The sequence below is a fragment of the Pseudomonas chlororaphis subsp. piscium genome, assembly GCF_003850345.1.
In the GTDB taxonomy this organism is placed as follows: Bacteria; Pseudomonadota; Gammaproteobacteria; order Pseudomonadales; family Pseudomonadaceae; genus Aquipseudomonas; species Aquipseudomonas piscium.
In genome coordinates this window covers 4,074,066-4,093,407 of sequence record NZ_CP027707.1, presented here as the reverse complement: position 1 = coordinate 4,093,407, position 19,342 = coordinate 4,074,066, and the positions used below count along the sequence as shown (strand labels likewise).

Annotated in this window: 12 protein-coding genes and 2 pseudogenes; 13 read left to right on the top strand and 1 reads right to left on the bottom strand. The window is 63.6% G+C overall.

Going from position 1 to position 19,342, the window contains the following annotated elements; translation table 11 throughout:
• Positions 1–5: 5 nt before the first annotated feature.
• The 9 genes from C4K38_RS18610 to tagQ all read left to right on the top strand — a co-directional run bounded on the left by C4K38_RS18610 (position 6) and on the right by tagQ (position 14,181).
• Positions 6–1,373, top strand: coding sequence for a DotU family type VI secretion system protein (locus C4K38_RS18610; protein WP_053279673.1), 1,368 nt, complete (start codon positions 6–8; stop codon positions 1,371–1,373).
• The gene (gene tssM / locus C4K38_RS18605) at positions 1,370–4,882 is read left to right on the top strand and encodes a type VI secretion system membrane subunit TssM (RefSeq protein WP_053279672.1); all 3,513 of its coding nucleotides are present in this window, start codon (positions 1,370–1,372) and stop codon (positions 4,880–4,882) included. The genes C4K38_RS18610 and tssM overlap by 4 nt, the downstream gene beginning before the upstream one ends.
• Positions 4,879–5,571: a type VI secretion system-associated protein TagF gene (gene tagF, locus C4K38_RS18600; RefSeq protein WP_053279671.1), complete on the top strand. Its 693-nt coding sequence runs from the start codon at positions 4,879–4,881 to the stop codon at positions 5,569–5,571. The genes tssM and tagF overlap by 4 nt, the downstream gene beginning before the upstream one ends.
• Before the next feature lie 60 nt (positions 5,572–5,631).
• On the top strand, positions 5,632–6,357 hold the full coding sequence (locus C4K38_RS18595; protein WP_053279670.1) for a PP2C family protein-serine/threonine phosphatase: 726 nt from the start codon (positions 5,632–5,634) through the stop codon (positions 6,355–6,357).
• A 34-nt stretch (positions 6,358–6,391) separates the two neighbouring features.
• Positions 6,392–9,436, top strand: a complete 3,045-nt coding sequence (locus C4K38_RS18590; RefSeq protein WP_172833196.1) for a serine/threonine-protein kinase — start codon at positions 6,392–6,394, stop codon at positions 9,434–9,436.
• Positions 9,436–10,152 (top strand): ABC transporter ATP-binding protein, encoded by a 717-nt coding sequence (locus tag C4K38_RS18585; protein WP_053279669.1) that lies wholly within the window; start codon positions 9,436–9,438, stop codon positions 10,150–10,152. Before C4K38_RS18590 ends, C4K38_RS18585 begins: the two co-directional genes overlap by 1 nt.
• Positions 10,152–11,339: an ABC transporter permease gene (locus C4K38_RS18580; protein ID WP_053279668.1), complete on the top strand. Its 1,188-nt coding sequence runs from the start codon at positions 10,152–10,154 to the stop codon at positions 11,337–11,339. The genes C4K38_RS18585 and C4K38_RS18580 overlap by 1 nt, the downstream gene beginning before the upstream one ends.
• Positions 11,340–11,430: 91 nt before the next feature.
• Positions 11,431–13,095 carry a formylglycine-generating enzyme family protein gene (locus C4K38_RS18575; RefSeq protein ID WP_053279667.1) on the top strand — a complete coding sequence of 555 codons (1,665 nt, stop codon included), beginning with the start codon at positions 11,431–11,433 and terminating at the stop codon, positions 13,093–13,095.
• 144 nt (positions 13,096–13,239) lie between these two features.
• Entirely contained in the window at positions 13,240–14,181 is a 942-nt protein-coding gene (gene tagQ / locus C4K38_RS18570) for a type VI secretion system-associated lipoprotein TagQ (RefSeq protein WP_053279699.1), read from the top strand.
• Between the two features lie 95 nt (positions 14,182–14,276).
• On the opposite strand, the gene C4K38_RS18565 is transcribed toward tagQ, so the two are convergent.
• The gene (locus C4K38_RS18565) at positions 14,277–15,710 is read right to left on the bottom strand and encodes an aminotransferase-like domain-containing protein (RefSeq protein WP_053279666.1); all 1,434 of its coding nucleotides are present in this window, start codon (positions 15,708–15,710) and stop codon (positions 14,277–14,279) included.
• Positions 15,711–15,869: 159 nt separating this feature from the next.
• On the opposite strand from C4K38_RS18565, the gene C4K38_RS18560 reads away from it, so the two are divergent.
• The 4 genes and pseudogenes from C4K38_RS18560 (at position 15,870) to C4K38_RS18545 (ending at position 19,284) form a co-directional block, all read left to right on the top strand.
• Complete coding sequence (locus C4K38_RS18560; protein WP_124345339.1) at positions 15,870–16,763, top strand: DMT family transporter; 894 nt, start codon at positions 15,870–15,872, stop codon at positions 16,761–16,763.
• Between the two features lie 3 nt (positions 16,764–16,766).
• Positions 16,767–17,030 (top strand): annotated as a pseudogene (locus tag C4K38_RS18555) (M67 family metallopeptidase); the annotation flags it as partial.
• A pseudogene (locus tag C4K38_RS18550) lies at positions 17,027–17,416 on the top strand (substrate binding domain-containing protein); the annotation flags it as partial. The pseudogenes C4K38_RS18555 and C4K38_RS18550, both read left to right, overlap by 4 nt.
• A 440-nt stretch (positions 17,417–17,856) precedes the next feature.
• Entirely contained in the window at positions 17,857–19,284 is a 1,428-nt protein-coding gene (locus C4K38_RS18545) for a 4-hydroxyphenylacetate 3-hydroxylase N-terminal domain-containing protein (RefSeq protein WP_053279664.1), read from the top strand.
• The last annotated feature ends 58 nt before the right edge of the window (positions 19,285–19,342 follow it).

Sequence of the window (19,342 nt, the reverse complement as noted above, 5' to 3'; positions counted from 1 at the left end):
TCGCCATGCACCCGATCGATGATCCCTTCGGCAGCTCTGGCATAGGCGGCACTTCAGGCGGCGCCTCGCCGGGCGGCAACGACCATACCCTGATCATGCCGCGGCCCGGCGGGCGCCCCGTCGATGCCTCCGCGCCAAGGAAGGATGGCGCCAGCGCCGCCGATCCGCACATTGCGATGCCGGGCGCGCCGGTGGCGAGCAGCCTGGCCCAGGGCCTCAACCCGCTGGAACGGGCGGCCGGCCCGATATTGGCGTTGCTGACCCGCTTGCGCAGCACCCTGGCGCACCCACAACCGGCCAGCCTGCGCGCCCAGTTGCTGGCTTACCTGCGCCAGTTCGAGGAGCAGGCGCGCGCCGCCGGCGTCGCCCAGGACGAGGTGATGCTCAGCCGTTATGTGCTCTGTACCGCGCTGGACGAGGCGGTCCTCAGCACTCCCTGGGGCAGTACCAGCGACTGGGGCAAGCAGAGCCTGCTGATCACCCTGCACAACGAAGCCTGGGGCGGCGAAAAAGTCTTCCAGCTGCTCGAGCACTGTCTGCAGAACCCCCAGCAGCGCCTGCACATTCTCGAGCTGCTGTACCTCTGTATCTGCCTGGGCTTCGAGGGCCGTTACCGGGTCATGAATGACGGCCGCAGCCAACTGGAGGCCTTGCGCGAACGCACCAGCGCGACCATTCGCAGCGTGCGCGGCGAATTCGAGCGCGAGCTGTCGCCGCATTGGCGGGGGCTCAGCGTGGCGCGCGATCGCTTGTCGCAATTCCTGCCGCCCTGGGTCGGCGTGGCCATCTGCCTGGCCCTGCTGTTGCTGCTGCTGTTCGGCTTGCGCCTGAAGCTGGCGGCCGACGCCGAGCCGGTGTTTCGCAATATCCACGCCCTGGGCGAGATCCCGGTGCAAACCATCGACCGTCCGCCGCAGCAGCCCAGGCTGATCGAACGCCCACGCCTGGCGCGCTTCCTCGCCGAAGACATCAAGGCCCAGCGCGTTGCCGTGGAGGATGCGCTGGATCGCTCGGTGGTGACCATCCGTGGCGACGAGTTGTTCGCCTCGGGCAGCGCGAGCATTTCCGAACAGTTGCAGCCCTTGCTGCTACGGGTCGCCGATGCCTTGCGCCAGATCAAGGGCACGGTGCAGGTCACCGGGCACAGCGATAACCGCCCGATCGCCACCTTGCGCTACCCCTCGAACTGGAAGCTGTCGCAGGACCGGGCGCAGCAAGTGATGGAGATCCTCGCCGCCCGCAGCGGGCAACCCGAGCGTTTCACCGCCGAAGGGCGCAGCGACGCCGAACCTGTGGCCTCGAATGACAGCCCCGCCGGGCGCGCCAAGAACAGGCGCGTGGAGATTACGGTACTCGCGGAGGGTAACCAGTGAAGACCTTTTTCAATTTCCTGGTGCGCTGGGTGGTGCCGCTGCTCGGCCTGCTGGCCCTGAGCCTGGTGATCTGGTTCCTCGGCCCGCTGATCGTCGTCGCCGGCCATGAACCCTTGGCGTCGGCGGCCGTACGCTGGGCGCTGATCGCTCTGTTGTTCCTGGCCTGGATAGGTGTGCGCGTATTGCGCATCGTCCAGGCCCGGCGCAACGCCGCCAAGGTCATGCAGGGCCTGGCCGCGGTGGCGCCGGATGCGGCCAGCGTCGCCACCGCCGAAGAGCTGGCGGCCCTCAAGCAACGCATGGACGAAGCGCTGCAATTGCTCAAGCGCAGCAAGCTTGGCGGTAACGAGCGGCGGACCCTGTACGAACTGCCCTGGTACGTGATCATCGGCCCGCCGGGCTCGGGCAAGACCACCGCGCTGGTCAACTCCGGGCTGCACTTTCCGTTGGCCGAACAGATGGGCGGCGGGGCGATCCGCGGCGTCGGCGGTACGCGCAACTGCGACTGGTGGTTCACCGACGAAGCGGTGCTGCTGGACACCGCCGGGCGCTACACCACCCAGGACAGCCATGCGGCGGTGGACAAGGCGGCCTGGCTGGGCTTTCTCGACCTGCTGAAGAACCAGCGCAAGCGCCGGCCGATCGATGGCGTCTTCGTCGCCATCAGCCTGTCCGACCTGCTGTTGGGCAGCGAGGCCGAGCGCAGCGCCCATGCCCGTGCCATCCGCACGCGGGTGCAGGAGTTGTACAGCCAGCTCGGTGTGCGTTTCCCGATCTACGTGATGCTCACCAAGTTCGACCTGGTGCCGGGGTTCATGGAGTTCTTCGACGCGCTGAGCAAGGAAGAACGGGCCCAGGTCTGGGGCGTCACCTTCGCCCTGGACGATGGCAAGAGCCCCCAAGGCCCGCTGGCCCGTTTCGACGAGGAATTCACCGCCCTCGAGGCGCGTCTTACCGAACGTTTGGTGGAACGCCTGCAACAGGAGCGCGACCCCAGCCGACGCGATCTGATCTACGGCTTCATCCAGCAGTTCGCGGCGTTGCGTCACAACCTGTCGTCCTTCCTCGAGGGGGTGTTCAAGCCCAATCCCTATGAAGAGCGTGCGCTGTTGCGCGGGCTTTACTTCACCAGCGGCACCCAGGAAGGCAGCCCCATCGACCGCCTGATCGGCAGCATGGCGCAAAGCATGAACCTGGATCGCCAGCACCTGGCGCGCCAGACCGGAACAGGTCGCAGCTACTTCATCACCCGCCTGTTCCGCGATGTCGCTTTCGGCGAGCGCGGCCTGGTCGGCAGTAACCCCAAGGTCGAGCGCCGGCATCGCTGGATCAACCGTGGGGTACTCGCCGCCAGTGCCGTGGTATTGCTTGCGGTGACGGCCATCTGGGTCACCAGCTACCGCGCCAATCAGGCTTATATCGCCGAGGTGGATTCTCGCCTGGCGCCACTCAAGGGGCAGGTCGAATCCCTCAGCCCGGCGCAGCGCGAGGTAATCGCCGTGCTGCCGCTGTTCAACGCCATTCGCCATGTCGCCGACAATTCGCTGTCCTGGGCCGAAGGCTATGGCCTGTACCAGGGCGACATGCTCGCCGCTGAAGCCGCCAGTGTGTACCGCAAGCTGCTGATCGCGGTGCTGGCGCCGCGTCTGCTGACACGCATCGAGGAACAGTTGCGCAGCGGCGGCAACACGGAGTTTCTCTACGAAGGTCTCAAGGCCTACCTGATGCTGGCCAGCGCCGAGCACTATGACGCCGATGCCATCAAAACCTGGATCAACCTCGACTGGGACCACAGCCTGCCGCGCGACCTGGCCCCGGAACAGCGGCTGGCCCTGGCGGAGCATCTCAATGCGCTGTTCGCCCACAAGCCGCCACCGGCAAGGCTGGATGAAGCACTGCTCGCCGACCTGCGTCGGCAGTTGCAGCAGATGTCCGTGGCGCAGCGGGTCTACAACCGGGTGAAACGCCAGAAACTGCCCGAGGGCATCGCGGATTTCCGCCTCAGCGAAGCGGCCGGGCGCGATGCCGCCCTGGTGTTCACGCGCAAGAGCGGCAAGCCGCTGAACGATCCGTTGTCCGGTTTCTATACCTACCGCGGCTACCGTCAGGCGTTCATGGTCGCCAGCCTCAGCCAGTCCGGCGCCCTGGCCGAGGAACAATGGGTACTCGGCCGGCCACTGAACGACAACCAGGATGTCGCCAGCCTGGCCCTGGAGGTGCGTGCCCTGTACTTCCAGGATTTCCTCAACCAATGGGAAACCCTGCTCGGCGATCTCGACTTCGTCGCGATCAACAGCATCGCCCAGGCCGCCGATGTGCTGCGGGTGCTCTCCGGGCCAAACTCGCCACTGAAGAAACTGCTCGATGCGGTGGCCAGGGAAACCAACCTGCAACAAGAGGATCGCCTGCTGGCCGAGAAGCTCAAGGCCGCCGACGGCACAGTGGACAAACTCAAGCAGCAGCTTGGCTCGCTGGTCGGCCAGGCGGCCGAGGAAGATTCGCCGGCAGCCTCGCAGGTCGATCCCATCAGCGCGCGTTTCGCCGAGCTCAATAGCCTGGTGGCCACCCAGGGGGATGGGCCAGCGCCGATCGACGATCTGCTGGCCCAGCTCAATGAACTCTATGTGCAGGCCAGCGCCATGAGCGGCGCCAGCGGCGAGGCCTTGCTGGGCGAGGCGAAGAACCAGGCGGTGGCCACGGCATCGCGGGTCAAGCTTGGCGCCGAACGCCAGCCGCCACTGGTACAGAAGCTGGTCAACTCGGTGGTCAGCGCCACCACCGGCAGCATGATGGGCAGCATCCGCACCCAGTTGAACGCGGCCTGGGTCAGCGAGGTGGTGAATGTCTACCGCCAGTCCCTGGCCGGCCGTTACCCCTTGGTCAACTCCAGTTCGCGGGAGGCCACCCTGGAGGACTTCGGCAACTTCTTCGGCGTGGGCGGGGTGATGGACAACTACTTTCGCAAGTACCTGCAACCCTACGTCAACACCTCGACCAGCAACTGGCGCTGGCAGCCGGGCGCCGCGGAAAAGCTCGGCATAGGCCCGGGCGTGCTGCAAACCTTCCAACGCGCCGCGGCCATTCGCGATGCCTACTTCCGCTCTGGAGGCACTCAGCCGACGGTGCGCTTCGAACTCAAGCCCGTGGCCATGGACGCCTCCATCAGCCAGTTCCTGCTCGATCTGGACGGCCAGCAGCTCAGCTACGACCATGGCCCCAGCCGGCCGATGGCGATGCAATGGCCCAGCCCCAACAGCCTGGGGGTGGTGCGCCTGTCCGTTACGCCGCCCACCAGCACCGGGCGTTCGGGGCTGACCCTGGAGGGGCCCTGGGCCTGGTTTCGCTTGCTGGAACAGTCCGACCTGACCCAGGGCAACGCCCCGGACCGCTTCACCCTGCGCATGCGCGTCGACACTGCGAGTATCTCCTGCGAACTGCGCGCCAGCAGCGCGTTCAACCCGTTCAAGGGCCGGCTGGTGTCCGGCTTCAGCTTGCCGGAGCGCTTGTGAGCAGCCCGGGTTTCTACGGCAAGCTGGCCGGCCGCGGGGATTTCATCCACCGCGGCCTGTCGCCGACCTTTATCGAGCGCTGGGACGCCTGGCTCTCCGCCGGCATGGCCACCAGCCAGGCGCAACTGGGGGCGGATTGGCTGGATGCCTACCTGGTCAGCCCGCTGTGGCGCTTTGCCGTGGCGCCGGGCCTGCTCGGCAGTGAGGCGGCGGTGGGGGTGATGATGCCCAGCGTCGACCGGGTCGGGCGCTACTTCCCGCTGACCATCGCGCTGCTGCTGGAGGCCGAGACCGATCTGGGCGCGCTGGTGGCCGGCCCGGATGACTGGTTCGAGGCCGCCGAGGCCCTGTTGCTCTCGACCCTGGAGCCTGAGGCCGACGTCGAAGCCTTCGAGGCCGCGGTGCCGGCCCTCGGTAGCCCGGTCTGTAGCGCGCCGGCGCTGGGCAGGCAGGCGCTGGAAGGGCAGATGCGCTTCGTCGCCACTACGGCGGCGGCGCGCGGGGCGGTGCTGATGCAGCACGCCTGCGAGGGCGCGAGCCTCTGGTGGGGCAAGGGTTCCGGACGGGTCGCCGCGGGCCTGCTGCGCTGCCAGGGGTTGCCGGCGGCGCAGGATTTCAGCGGTTTTCTGCTGGGCGAGGGCGGCTGCGCGTCGCTTGCGCACACCCTGCAGTTCGATTTCGGGAGCTGATTTTGGGAACTGATTTCAAGAACTGATTTTGGGAATTTGGGCCATTTCGGGAGCCAGGGCATGTCGTCAGCCGTAACGCGTTACGAATCCGCCAGCCACAGCCATGTCGGCATGGTGCGTCAGGTCAACGAGGACGCCTGCCTGGATGCCGTGCAAGCCGGCCTCTGGGTGGTGGCCGACGGCATGGGTGGGTATGCGGCGGGCGATTTCGTCAGCAGCCTGATCGTCGATACGCTGCGCGCCATCCCGCCCGAGCCCTCCTTGCCGGCCTATGTCCAGGCGTTGCGGGCGGGGCTGGAGCAGGCCAACGCGGCGGTTCGCCAGGAAACCGCACAGCGCGGCGTTGGCATCATGGGCAGCACCCTGGTGCTGCTGGCCGCCCGAGGCGACAGCGCCACCTGCCTGTGGGCCGGCGACAGCCGCCTGTATCGCCTGCGCGAGGGCCAGCTGGAGGTCATCAGCCATGACCACAGTTATGTCCAGGAGTTGCTGGACAGCAGGCTGCTCAGCGAGGACGAGGCGCGGGAGCACCCCATGGCCAACATCGTCACCCGCGCCGTGGGCACCCAGGACTGGCTGGAACTCTCGGCCGTGGACCTGGAGGTGCGTCCCGGCGACAGCTTCCTGCTGTGCAGCGACGGGCTGACCAAGACCGTCGAGGACCATGAACTGCGCGAGGTGCTGGGCAACGCGAGCCCCTATGAGGTGGTCCGTAGCCTGGTGCACCTGGGGCTGACCCGGGGCGCTCCCGACAACATCACGGCGGTAGTCGTCAATGCCCATTGAAAACTCATCGGCTGAAGAACGCTCGGGCCTGGACATGGAGATTCCTGGCTATGGGATCGAGCGCGAGCTGGGCGAGGGCGCCATGGCCACCGTCTACCTGGCGACCCAGCGCTCGCTGGAGCGCAAGGTGGCGCTCAAGGTCATGGCCGCCGCGCTGGCCGCCGACCGCAGCTTCTGCGAGCGCTTCCTGCGCGAGGGCAAGACCCTGGCGCGGCTCTCCCACCCGCACACAGTGACCATCTACGATATCGGCAATGTCGGCCACTTCTATTACATGGCCATGGAGTACCTGCCCAACGGCACCCTGAAGGAGCGGATCGCCGAGGGGCTCAGCCCGCAGCAGGGCCTGGTCTACCTGCGCCAGATCGCCCTGGCCCTGGGTTATGCCCATGCCCAGGGGCTGGTGCACCGGGACGTCAAGCCGGCCAATATCCTGTTCCGCGCCAACGGTTCGGCGGTGCTCTCGGACTTCGGCATCGCCAAGTCCCTGGAGGACCACACCCAGTTCACCCAGGCCGGTTTCGCCGTGGGCACGCCCAGCTATATGAGCCCCGAACAGGCTCGCGGCCAGCAGATCGACGGTCGCACCGATCTCTATGCCCTGGGGGTGGTGCTCTACGAGATACTCACCGGCAAGCTGCCCTATACCGGCAACGACTCGCTGTCCACGGCCCTGGCCCACTTGACCGAGCCGCTACCCGAACTGCCCATCACCCACGGCCGTTACCAGGGGATTCTGCGCAAGCTGCTGGCCAAGGATCCGGCCGAGCGCTTTGCCGATGCCGATGCCCTGATCGCCGCGCTGGACCATCTGTCGCCCGCCGGGCCGGTCGATACCGAGGCGACGCAGATCCGCCCGCTGCCGTTGCCGCCCGCCGCGACGGCCGCCGGCCAATCCGGGACAACCGACCTGGGCGGGCTGACGCCGGTTTCCCTCGACATGCCGCCGCTCGCCGCGCCGGAGCCCAAGCCCGAACCGGCCGCAAGCCTCGGCGTCAAGTCGCCGGCGGGGTCGCGCAGGCCGTCGTTGGCGCTGCTCGGTGTGGCCGTGGCCGGCGCACTGGCCCTGGCTGGCGGGGGCTACTGGTGGCTGCGCTCGGCGCCGCCGACGGAGTCGCAAAACGGCCAGGTCGAGGCCAAAAAAACGCCGGCTGGCGCGGTGCGGGACTCGCCCGCCAAGGCGGCCAGCGCAGCGCAACCGCCGCTGGCGACCAACGCCGATGGCGGCGACCGTCCGCTGTTGATGCCTGGCAAGAAAACCCTGTTCCAACGGGTGTTGAGCAAGCCCGGCGCACAGGTGTCCGGCCAGCCCGGGGCGGCGGCCAGCGGTGCGGCGCTGCCGGCGTTCTCGGTGCTGTATGTCTATCAGCGCAAGACAGTGGCGGGTGGCAGCTGGCTGGAGGTCGGCGCCGCCAGCGATGGCCAGCGCGATGGCTGGTTGCCGGCCGAGCAGGTCAGCGACTGGAAACAGAGCCTGGTGCTGAAGTTCACCGAGCGCTCCGGTCGTTCGCCGGTCATGTTCCTGCGCGAGGCGAGCAGCCTCGAACGGTTTCTGGCGGACACGGCCCAGGCCCGTACAGCACTGCTCAAGGCCCAGAACGAAGGCAGTGTGGACCCGCAGATCGTCGCGCTGGAGCCTGCGGCCAGCGCTATTCCCCAGGACCAGTTCTACCTGCTGCCGATTTTCGAGGCCCGGGAGAGCTTCGATGCCAACGGCCAGCCGGTGCAACTGCTCAACGTGGCCTCCATCGACCCCGGCGACACGGCCCCGGGCAAGGCCGAGGGGGCGGCCAAGGCCAGTGGCGACGCCTTCCGCACGGCGATAGTGCTGGTGGTCGATACCTCGGTATCGATGCAGCCCTACATCGACCGGGTACGCAAGGTGGTGCAGGCATTGCACCAGCAGATCGCCAGCCGTGGCGACCTGGACAGCGTCAGCTTCGGCCTGGTGGGGTTTCGCAGTAATGTCGAGAAGACCCCGGGCCTGGAATATGTGGCGCGCCCCCTGGTGAGCCTGGAGGAGGGCCGCGATCCGCAGCGTTTCCTCGAGCTGGCTGGCCAGGTCAAGGCCGCCCAGGTGTCAAGCCATGCCTTCAATGAGGATGCCTTCGCCGGTGTGATGGAGGCGGTCGAAGGCATGGACTGGAGTCCCTATGCCGGGCGGCTGATCCTGCTGGTCACCGACGCTGGCGCCCTGCGCAAGAACGATCCGCTGGGGCGAACCCAGATGAACGAAGCCGAGGTGCGCGAAGCCGCTCTCAGCAAACAGATCAAGATCTATGCGCTGCACTTGCGCACCGAGGCAGGCCGGAAAAACCATGACTTCGCCGAGCAGCAGTACCGCAGCCTGACGGCCGACGCCAACCCGCAGATCGGCGATCTCTACATTCCGGTGGCTGGCGGCGATGTCGGTCGCTTCGGCGACACCGTCACCGAGATCGGCTCGGCATTCGCCGAACAGGTGCATCAGGCGCGCAACAACCAGATGCCGAACCTGGCGCCGCCACAGGGGGCGCCGAGCATTGCGAGCAAGGCCACGGCCATCGGCTACGCCATGCAGATGGACTTTCTCGGCCGCCGGTCAGCCGTCCGTGCACCGCAGCTGATCACCGCCTGGACCTCCGACCACGACCTGACCAACCCCTCGCTGCCGGCCTTCCAGGTCTGCGTGCTGCTGACCAAGCTGCAGCTCAACGACCTGCAGCAGTCGCTGAAACTGATCGTCGACGCGGCCCGCCGTACCCAGACCTCGCCCAAGGATTTCTTCCAGGAGATTGCCAGCGCCAGCGCCCACATGAGCCGCGATCCGACGCGGTTGAAGCAGGGCGGCAACCTGGTCGAAGACGGCATCCTCGGCGAGTACCTGGAGGGCCTGCCGTATCGCAGCAAATCGCTGACCATGACCCAGGACCTCTGGCTGTCCCTGAGCGTGGCCGAGCAGCAGGACTTCATCGACGAGCTGGAGTCGAAGATCCGCCTGTACGAGACCTTCCACAACGACATTGCCAACTGGGTCCGCTTCGGCGAGGCCCAGCCGGGCGATGCGCTGTATCGCGTGCCCCTGGCGACGCTGCCCTGATGCTCAAGCTCAGGGATATCCGCAAGACCCGCGGCGAGGGGCCACAGCGCTACAGCCTGGTGGTGCCCCAGCTCGACCTGCGGCCGGGCCAGCGCCTGGCCCTGGTGGGCCCCAGCGGCAGCGGCAAGAGCACCCTGCTGGACCTGCTGGCCCTGGTGCTGTCCCCGGACCCGGGCGGGGTCTTCGAATGCAGCGCCGACGGCCCTACGCTGGATGTCGCCGGGCTCTGGCGCAGTGGCCGCCAGGATGTGCTGGCCGGGCTGCGCAGCCGGGTCATGGGCTATGTGCTGCAGACGGGCGGGTTGCTGGGTTTTCTCGATGTGCAGCGCAACATCGGCTTGTCGCGCTCGCTGCTCGGCCTGCCGGCCGATGCCACGGTCAGGCGCCTGGCCGAGCAGCTGGAAATCGCCGACCAACTGCACAAGCTGCCGGCGGCACTGTCCGTGGGCCAGCGCCAGCGGGTCAGCATCGCCCGGGCCCTGGCCCATGGGCCGAGCATCGTGCTGGCGGACGAGCCCACCGCCTCGCTGGACCCGCTGAACGCCGAACGGGTCATGCAACTGCTGGTGGCCCAGGCCGAGGAGCGCGGCGTGTGCATCCTGGTTGCCACCCATGACGAGGCGCTGGCCCGGCGCGCCGGGCTGCAGCTGCATCCCTTGCAGGTGCAGCGCGGCGCGGATGGCGGGGTCACGTCGACGCTGGCGGGAGGTGGCTGATGCGGCTTGCCCTGATGGCCCTGCTGGCCTGGCACGACTACCGCGCCGAGGTGCGCCTGTCGGCTTGCGCGGTCCTGGCCCTGGTCGCCGTGCTCGCGCCCTTGCTGGTGTTGTTCGGCCTCAAGTTCGGCCTAGTCAGCACCCTGACCGAACGCCTGGAGCGCGACCCCGCGGTGCGGGAAGTGGTGCCCATGGGCGGCGGGCGCTTCAGCGCCCAGGCCATCGCTGAACTGGCCAGTCGTCCCGAAGTGGCCTTCGTCGTGCCGCGTACTCGACAGATCGCCGCGACCGCCGACCTTTACCCGGACTCGGCCGCTCAGGCCCTGACGGTAGAGATGATCCCCACCGCCGCGGGTGACCCGCTGGTGGCGCCCGCGCTGCTGCCCCAGGCGCCGGACCAGGTACTGCTCAGCCAGCGGGCGGCGGAGAAACTCGGCGTCCAGGGCGGCGACGTGCTGAGCGCCGCGTTCGGCCGTCAGGTAGCCGGGCGCCAGGAATACCAGCGCACCCGCCTGCGGGTGCAGGGGGTCTTGCCACTCGCGGCCTTCCAGCGCGATGCGCTGTTCGCGCCCCTGGCCCTGCTGGAAGCCGCCGAAGACTACCGCGACGGCCTGGCCTGGCCTGGGCATGAGCCACAAGTGAACACGGCGCGGGTGTATCCGGGGTTCCGTCTCTACGCCACGGACCTGGACGGCGTGGAGCGCCTGCGCCGGTATTTCGCCAAGCGCGGGCTTGAGGTCGCGACCCAGGCCGACGCCATCGCCCAGGTGCGCTCCCTCAGCCGCAACCTGACCCTGGTGTTCTGGATCATCGCCAGCCTGGCGCTGGCCGGGGCCTTCGCGGCGATGACCGCCAGCGCCCTGGCCGCCGTCGAGCGCAAGCGCAGGGCCTTGTCGGTGTTGCGCCTGCTGGGTTTTTCCACCGCCGCCCTGGTCGCCTTCGTGGTGCTGCAGGCGCTGTACACCGGGGTGTTCGGCCTGCTGCTGGCCTGGGGCTTGTACGGTATGGCCGAAACCGGGTTGAACCGGCTGTTCGCACCGGCGGCGGGGGAGTTCGCCTGCCGGTTGCTGCCGAGCCACTACCTACTGGCCCTGCTGCTGACGTTGCTCTGCTGCCTGCTGGCGGCGGCCTCCGGTGGTTGGCGCGCGGCGCGGATCGAAGCATCGGAAGGACTGCGCGATGTGTAGCTGGCTGAGGGTTCTGGTCCGGCTGAGGGTTTTAGTTTGGCTGAAGGCTCTCGTCTGGCTGAAGGCTCCAGTCTGGCTGAAGGCTCTCGTCATGCTGGCGCTGGCCGGCACAGTACAGGCGGAGAGCGCCCCTGCGGATAATCCGAAACCGCTGCCCGATGACCTCAGCCTGCCGCTGCCCTGCGACGGTGAATTGGTGTTCCGCCACGTCTATGTCCTCGCCAAGGGCAGCCTGGACGACCGTGAGGTCAATCTCGGCTACCCCTTCAGCGATGACGATCCGGGCTACCGGCAATCCTTCATCTCCGGTTATCGGCGCGACTACATCAACGGTCAGTTCGCCCTCGACGACCTGCCGGCCGACTGGCAAGCCAGAATCGCCCCGGCGCTGCCCAAGAGCGGGGCCGACAGCCTGCTCAAGCCCATGTTCTATTTCGTCGGCAAATACGAGGTCACCGAGCGCCAATACGCCCTGGTCATGGCCCAGGAGGCGGCCTTGGCGGGGCAGGGCGAGGCACCGGCCTGCGCGCCCATGAGCGACATGGCTGCGCGCTTGCCCAAGGTCAAGCTGTCGCGCCTGGAGGCTGAGCGCTTTACCGCGGTGTACAGCGCCTGGTTGCTCAAGTACCACCGCGACCGGTTGCCGGTCAGTGGCCGCGGCAAGGCGGTCGAGGACGGCGGGATGGGCTTCGTCCGCCTGCCGACCGAAGTGGAGTGGGAATTCGCCGCCCGCGGTGGCCAGGCGGTCAGCCGCCAGGCGTTGGAGGCGCGGTTGTTTCCGCGCAAGGTGCAAGGCAGCGACAGCGATGGCCCGCTAGGGGACTGGGCGGTGTTCAGCCAGGTCGCCGGGGGCACCGGGCAGGGCGCGCGGCTGTTGCCGGTCGGGCTGAAAAACCCCAATCCATTGGGGCTGTTCGATGTGATCGGCAATGCCGCGGAGATGGTCCAGGAGTCCTTCCAACTGGTCCACGCCGGTCGCCGCCAGGGTAGTTACGGCGGCTTCGTGGTCAAGGGCGGCAACTACCTGGAAGGCGAGCTGACGCTGTTCACCGGCATGCGTCGGGAATACCCGCTGTTCGCCGCCGACGGCAGCGAACAGCGCAACGCCACTACCGGTTTCCGGGTGGCCCTGGGCGCGTTGTCGGCACCGCGCTCACGCTACGAGGAGCTGTTCGAACAGTGGCGCAAGGAGGGCCGCCTGGCGGGCCTGACCGATGAAATCGACGCCGCCGAAGATCCGACCCAATTGCTCGATAGTCTCATCGCCAGCAGCACCGACCCGAACCTGCAGGCTCGCCTGGCGCGGGTGAACGAAGAGCTCAAGCGCAATGTGTCGCTGATCGCCCGGCAGCGCGAGGAGGCCGCGGGCAACCTGATCCAGTCGGCGGCCCTGGTGGCCGAGACCGTCAACAACTACAACATTCGCCTGACCAACCTGCAGAAGAATCGCGATCAAGCGCGGGCAGCCCAGGACGAAGCCGCCGCCAAGCTCTATGAAACGGGCATCGCCAATGGGCGCAGTGCGCTCGATGGCGCCCTGGCGATCTACATCGACAACCTGGCGACCGGAACGCGCTACACCGACGAGGTGATCCAGACGCAGTTCCAGCGGACCCGGGAAGAGCTCAATCACAAACCGGTGCTGGGCAAAAGCCTGGTCGCCCGTGCCACGCTTTTCGTCAGGCATGTGGGGCAGTTTCGCCAGCAGCGCCGGGCAGACCCGGAGACGATCCTGAAGGAGCTGCTCGCACCCTGAGCAGGGTGTCGAAACGGCCGTCAGTGGCGGCGAAGACCAGCTAGGCTGGATGTAGCGTCAGCTGACTTTGGTCACGTCGGACGGAGCCCGCTCCGCGCAGAAGCCGAAACGGAATTGACCCACACAAAAAGGAGAGACATGACCATGGATACTTCACACAAGAACTGCGTTTCGATCCTGGTTCGTACCCTGCCGGTGCCTACCCTGGTCTGCTGCGCACTGCTGCTGGGCGGATGCGCGGGCTTCGGGGCTCCAAGCTCGAAGGTCGCGGCCCAAACCAAGGTCGAGTACTACCCGCAATGCTATGAGCCGGTCAGCCAACTGCGCAGTTCCGACAAGTCGATGACCAAGTCGGTGGCCACCGGCGCGGTTGCCGGTGGCCTGCTCGGCGGCCTGACCGGGGCCCTGGTCGGCAATAGCAGCGATGCCGGCCGCAATGCACTGATAGGCGCTGCCGCCGGGGCTTTGGTCGGCGGCGCGACTGGCTACTACAGCGAACGCCAGAAGCAGATCAGCGACGACCGTGCGCGCATTGCTTCCTACGCCAGCGACATCGACCACAGTACCGGCGAAATCGACCGCAGCATCAGCTACACCAGTACCGCGCAGAACTGCTACCAGCGTGAATTCACCTCACTGCTCAATGCGCGCAAGACGAAGAAAATCAGTGACAGCGAAGGGCGCCTGCGTCTGGCCGAGATCGTCAGCGGCCTGAAGGAAACCAACGAGCTGATGGCCGCCGCGGATGGGCGTGCCGGCGAGAGCATCGATGTCTACACCCAAGCCTATGAGAAAGACCTGCAGACGGTCGGTGTGCAACGTCAGGACGTCGCTCAGGTGGCCGCCGTGAAGCCACCGGCCGCCACCGATAAGAAGGCGTCGACCAACAAGAAGGCCAGCGCCAAGCCGGCGACGAAGGCGAATGTGCCCAAAGAAGCCGTCACCACCGAGCGCACCTTGCAGCAAGCCTCGGCCAAGCGCGCGGAAGGCCAGAAAGTCGCCGCTCGTGGCCAGACCATGGTCAACGACGTGTGCAGCAACCCCGACATGGGTGACTGGGCACCGCCTGCTTGCTCGAAAGCCTGATGGGAGAAAGGGGAGCGGGAAGGTCCTGCCTATGTTCATCACCAGCAGGTATTTGTCTCGTCACGTTGATCGCCCGGTTGGAACCAGGCATCACCCTATAGGAGCATTGGCGACTCTTGATTGACTCCGTGTCGCAGCACCTGGGCGAGCATCGCGAACCCATCATGTAGGGCCTGATCACCGCCAGAGGCGTTACTGACGCTCGCGCGGACGAATTGTGGAACTGTGCCTTTACCGATGCTGAATGCATCGGCGATCGAGATCAGGTGATTGCGCTGGCGTAGCGAGTGCTCGATTTCCGATGCGCGCCAGGGAGCCGGTACCTCGATCCAGAAATGTGGGCTGTATTGATGGGTTCTGTAGGTCAGTCCATGCAACAGTTTTTCGACCGCCTGCTTACGGCGCTCTATTTCCGCTATCTGCTGATGCAGCAGTGAGCGTGCAGTGCCATCTTCAATCCAGAGACAGGCGATCTCATGGGGCAGTGGCGAGGCCATCCAGCAGGTGTTGCGGATCGCTGCGGCGTGGCGCCCTACCAGTGCTTGCGGTACATGGACATATCCTGCCCGAAGTCCCGCGGCTACTCCTTTGCTCAAGCTGCTAATGATGATTCCACGCTCAGGTGCGTACATGCTGATTGGCATTGGCCTGTCCTGCATCAGTACGCCATGGGTTTCGTCTTCGATGATCAGCACATTGTGTTCGCGGCATATCTGCGCAATTTCTTTACGGCGCTCGGAGCTGATAATTGCTGTGGTCGGATTCTGTATCGTCGGTGTGCAGTACAAAGCGGAGACTCGATTGATGCCGCAAATCTCAGCAAGCGATGCAGGGATCAACCCTTCCTCATCCATTTCTACACCCAGGACCTTGATACCCAGAAATCGAGCGACGCTGATGAGGCCCGGATAGGTGAGGTGTTCTGTGACCAGAGTGTCTCCAGCACGCAACATCGCAATGAGGACGGTCAGCAGGCCGTGCTGGCTGCCATTAACGCAGAGGATCTGCTCGGCCGATGACCTGAAGTCGCCATGCGCCAGCCATTGGGCACCCGCTTGTCGGTGGCGCTGAATACCCATATCTGGCGTGTAGAGCATCAATTCTTGCAGTCGTTCTACATCTCCTGACAGATCCGTCATCGTGCGCGCCAGCAGCGTGGCTTCCATACCGGGGATGTGCATGTTGCGACTCATATCGTGGCATTCATCCGCTGCCTCGATGAAATTGCGGAAGCCGGCATCGCGAGGGCGTTCCTGCTCGCGTGCACGAACAAAGGTGCCGTCACCCACCCGCGCCATGACCAGCCCCATGCGCTCCAATTCTGAATAGGCCCGACTGACTGTTCCGGCAGTAACGCCAATCTTATCGGCAAGGATGCGATGTGGCGGAAGCTTGAGGCCTTGTCCAATTGCGCCGTTATTGATGGCTTGCTCTATGCCCTGAGCAAGCCGCATGTACTTAGGCCCTGGACCCTCTTGTAGGGCATTCTTGAAGATTGAATCGGTGTCAATAACGGGTTTGACAGACATATTTTCCTCAAATTAACCTGATATTGAATCAATATATTGAGTTGATAAGATCATTCTTATAAATGAATCGGATCAATCTTAAAGAATTTACCTTAAGAGCCAAATAAAAACATGTCAATCAGCATGGAAGTGCAGGATCAGCCTGCAGCAGGGAGATGGATGGCGGGCTTGGTGACCACGTTGCTCTTTCTGGTGGTCTGTCTCAGTTGGGGGACTACATGGCTTGGCATCAAGATAGCGGTGGAGAGCGTGCCACCACTGACATCTGCAGGTTTGCGTTTTTTGATCGCCTTTCCGCTGTTCCTGGGGTTTGCGTTGATACGGCGCGAGTCGATATTTTTCCCCCGCAAGAACTTCGGTTTTTTCATCTTCGTCACCCTGTGCTACTTCAGCGTGCCGTATTACCTGCTGAACTACGGCGAGCAGTATGTTGCTTCCGGGCTGACGGCACTTTTGTTCAGTAGCATGCCGGTCTTCATCCTGATCTTCTCGTCCATCTTCCTGAGAGAAAAGATATTTTTTTCGCAAGTTGTCGGCATAGCCATTGGCTTCGGCAGCCTGTTCATGATTATCAAGACACAGGGGCTGCATCTCGATTACTCGGAGCTTTTCGGAGTGATCGCTATTCTAATCGCGGCTGTGATGCACGCCCTCTGCTATGTCATTACCAAGCAGAGAGGAGCCGAGATAGGGGTTATCACATTCAATACGCTGCCGATCGGCATTGCCGGGCTGGGATTGTTCATGACTGGCTTGGCGCTGGAACATCCCGACCTTGCCAGTGTGACGCAGCGTTCCTGGCTGGCATTGACCTATCTCGGTTTGGTGGCTTCCGTGGGCGGCTTCATTGTCTATTTTTTCCTGCTCAAGCGCTTGAGCCCGGTCATTCTGTCGTTCGTGTTCATCATCTTCCCAGTATTCGCCGTCCTTATCGGCGCTTGGTACGAAGGCACGCCAATCTCTCGACAATTGATCCTCTATTCGATGTTGCTGCTAGCGGGCTTTGCTATCACCAAATTGCCGGTAGAACGACTTCTTGGATGGGGCAGATAACCAATGGGCATTCTGAATGCAGACAATCTCAAGATGATTTATCAGCATGCCAACCGAGCTTACCCAGACGAGTGCTGTGGGTTTGTTCTCGCCGATGGCGCTGTCCATGAAGGTACGAACATTCAAGATGAGCTCCACGCGAGCAGTCCTGAACGGTATTCACGTCATGCTGCCAATGGTTACACCTTCTCGATACCAGACTCCGTCTTTTTGAATGCAAGTTTTCGCACTGATAACCCGGTGGTGATCATCTACCACTCCCATCCAAGCGCGGCACCCCGCTCAGGCCCGAGGAGCTGCAAGGCCACGACTGCCTGCCTTACGGCCACGGGCGCCAGGTGCAGTGGCGTTTCGAAGGGCAGGGCAACAAGCCCTTGCTGGTCAACGTCACCGGGAGGATGCGGGTCAACAACGGCGAATTGCTCAAGGACGCGGCCATCGCCGGCATGGGCATCACTTACCTGCCGACCTTCATCGTCGAGGCAGCACTCAAGGATGGGCGGCTGGCGTCGGTGCTGGACGGCTTCCACCCCGAGCCCCTGGCCTTGTCGGCGGTCTACCCGCAGCACCGCCAGGGATCGCGACCGGTGCAGGTGTTCATCGAGTTCCTGCGCGAACAGTTGAATCGCGGCGTGGTGCCGGGAGCGCGATGAGGCGTAGGAGAATGCAGTGCCTCATGACCATCCGGGTAAGCCACCGGTCCACGATTTGAACCGGCTCACGTTCAGCTCATGCCGAATAGCCCGCAGCCCCCAGGCGCTCCTGCAACTGCACAAGGAATCGTTGCCCGGCAGGCGCGATTATTTCAGCAATGACGGGGCGCCTTGTACTAACGTGTTCGGGGTTTCCTTTGCCGAAAACTGAAGCAGAGCTGTTGTTATTACACACTGAGCTGAAATGCCAAAAATCCGCTATTTGATATTTTTTGCTCATCTGGTGAATGAGTATTTTCCTATTCAGATCAAGTAGTTAAAAAATATCTCCAGGCCTTGATTAGGCCAGGATTCAAAAAAAATTGGTCTCAAGTGCTTTACAAAACATTTTGCACTCCGTAACTTTCGCCGGATTGAGTGTGATCTGACAAGGAATAGTCATGATGAAAGCAAGGGATATGTATCTCCAGCGTTTGTCTGTGCCCCGTAATATTTGGCTGAATGGCAGAAAAGTCGATGAAGTCCTCTCTGAGCCTGCCTTCCATGGCGCAATTGAAAATACGCTGTCTTATTATGACCTACTGGAAGAGTCAGATTTAAACTTCGACTACCAAGGTCGTCCAGCCGCAATAAGCCTGATGATTCCCAAGAATACCAATGATCTTGCGCGTAAGCGTAGTGCCTATAAAAAGATCGCTGATAGTTCATTTGGCATGTTGGGCAGAACGCCAGATTTCATTAATGCCGGCTTGAGCGCCATGCGCGCCCATAGCGCCTTTTTCGGGCGCGATGAGCATGCCGATTACACGGCCAATATCATCGATTTTTATGACCGGTGCGCCAGGGAACATCTGTTCGTGGGGCACGGTGCGATTAACCCGCAGATTGATCGGTCCAAGCCCATGGGGCTTCAATCCAACCTCTATGCCGGCGTCAAATGCATGAACGTCTCTGAGCAAGGGATTGAGGTCAGCGGGGCCAAAATGATCGTGACCCTTGCCCCCATTGCTGATCAGTTGCTGATTTTCAATATGCCTGGGTTGACGGAGCACGATGCAGATTACGCACTGGCGTTCACGGTGCCGACTCATGCTCAAGGCTTGAAAATCATCTGTCGCAAGAGCCTGGTGCATACCGAGGGCTCGGAGTTCGACTACCCGTTGTCGAGCAAGATGGATGAAATAGATGCCTACCTGGTTTTCGACCAGGTCCATATTCCCTGGTCCGACGTCTTTATCTTTCGCGATATCGCCAAATCCAACCAGTTCTACGATGTGACACGCACCCGCCATCATACAGGGCACCAGGGCGTGGTCAGGGGCTTGGCCAAGGCCGAGCTGCTGATAGGCGTGGCCGATAGTCTTGCACGCAACCTTGGGCTTTCCTCCTACATCAATGTCCAGGAGCAATTGGGGGAGTTGACGACTGCGTATGAGTTGATCCGTGGCACCGTGATGCTCGCTGAACTCGAAGCCCAAGTGGACGCCGAAGGCGTATGCAATCCGAGTATTCATGCGATCCAGGCTATTCGCTGCCATTTCCCCAAGTGGTACCAGCAGATGCTGCAGACTGTGCAGTCTCTGGCGGCGGGCTCAATGCTGGCGGTGCCTCACGGCGATGACTTCCATAACGAGAATGAAGGTTGTCTTCAGCAAGCTTTGCAAAACCCATTCTTGTCGCCGATGGACAGAGCCAAGTTGTTGAACTTGGCCTGGGATGTCAGCGGCGATGGTTTTGGTCAGCGGCAAATGATTTATGAGACTTACCATGCCGGCGACCCCATGCGAATTGCCGCGGCGCACTATAACAACTACAACAAGCAAACGATGTCGGATTCGGTGGCGCGTGCGCTGAAAAGCCATAACTAGTTTTGGCCTGTAAGCAATCAGCGGGCATTCACGAATACTCTGCCTTTGCAGTTTGAAT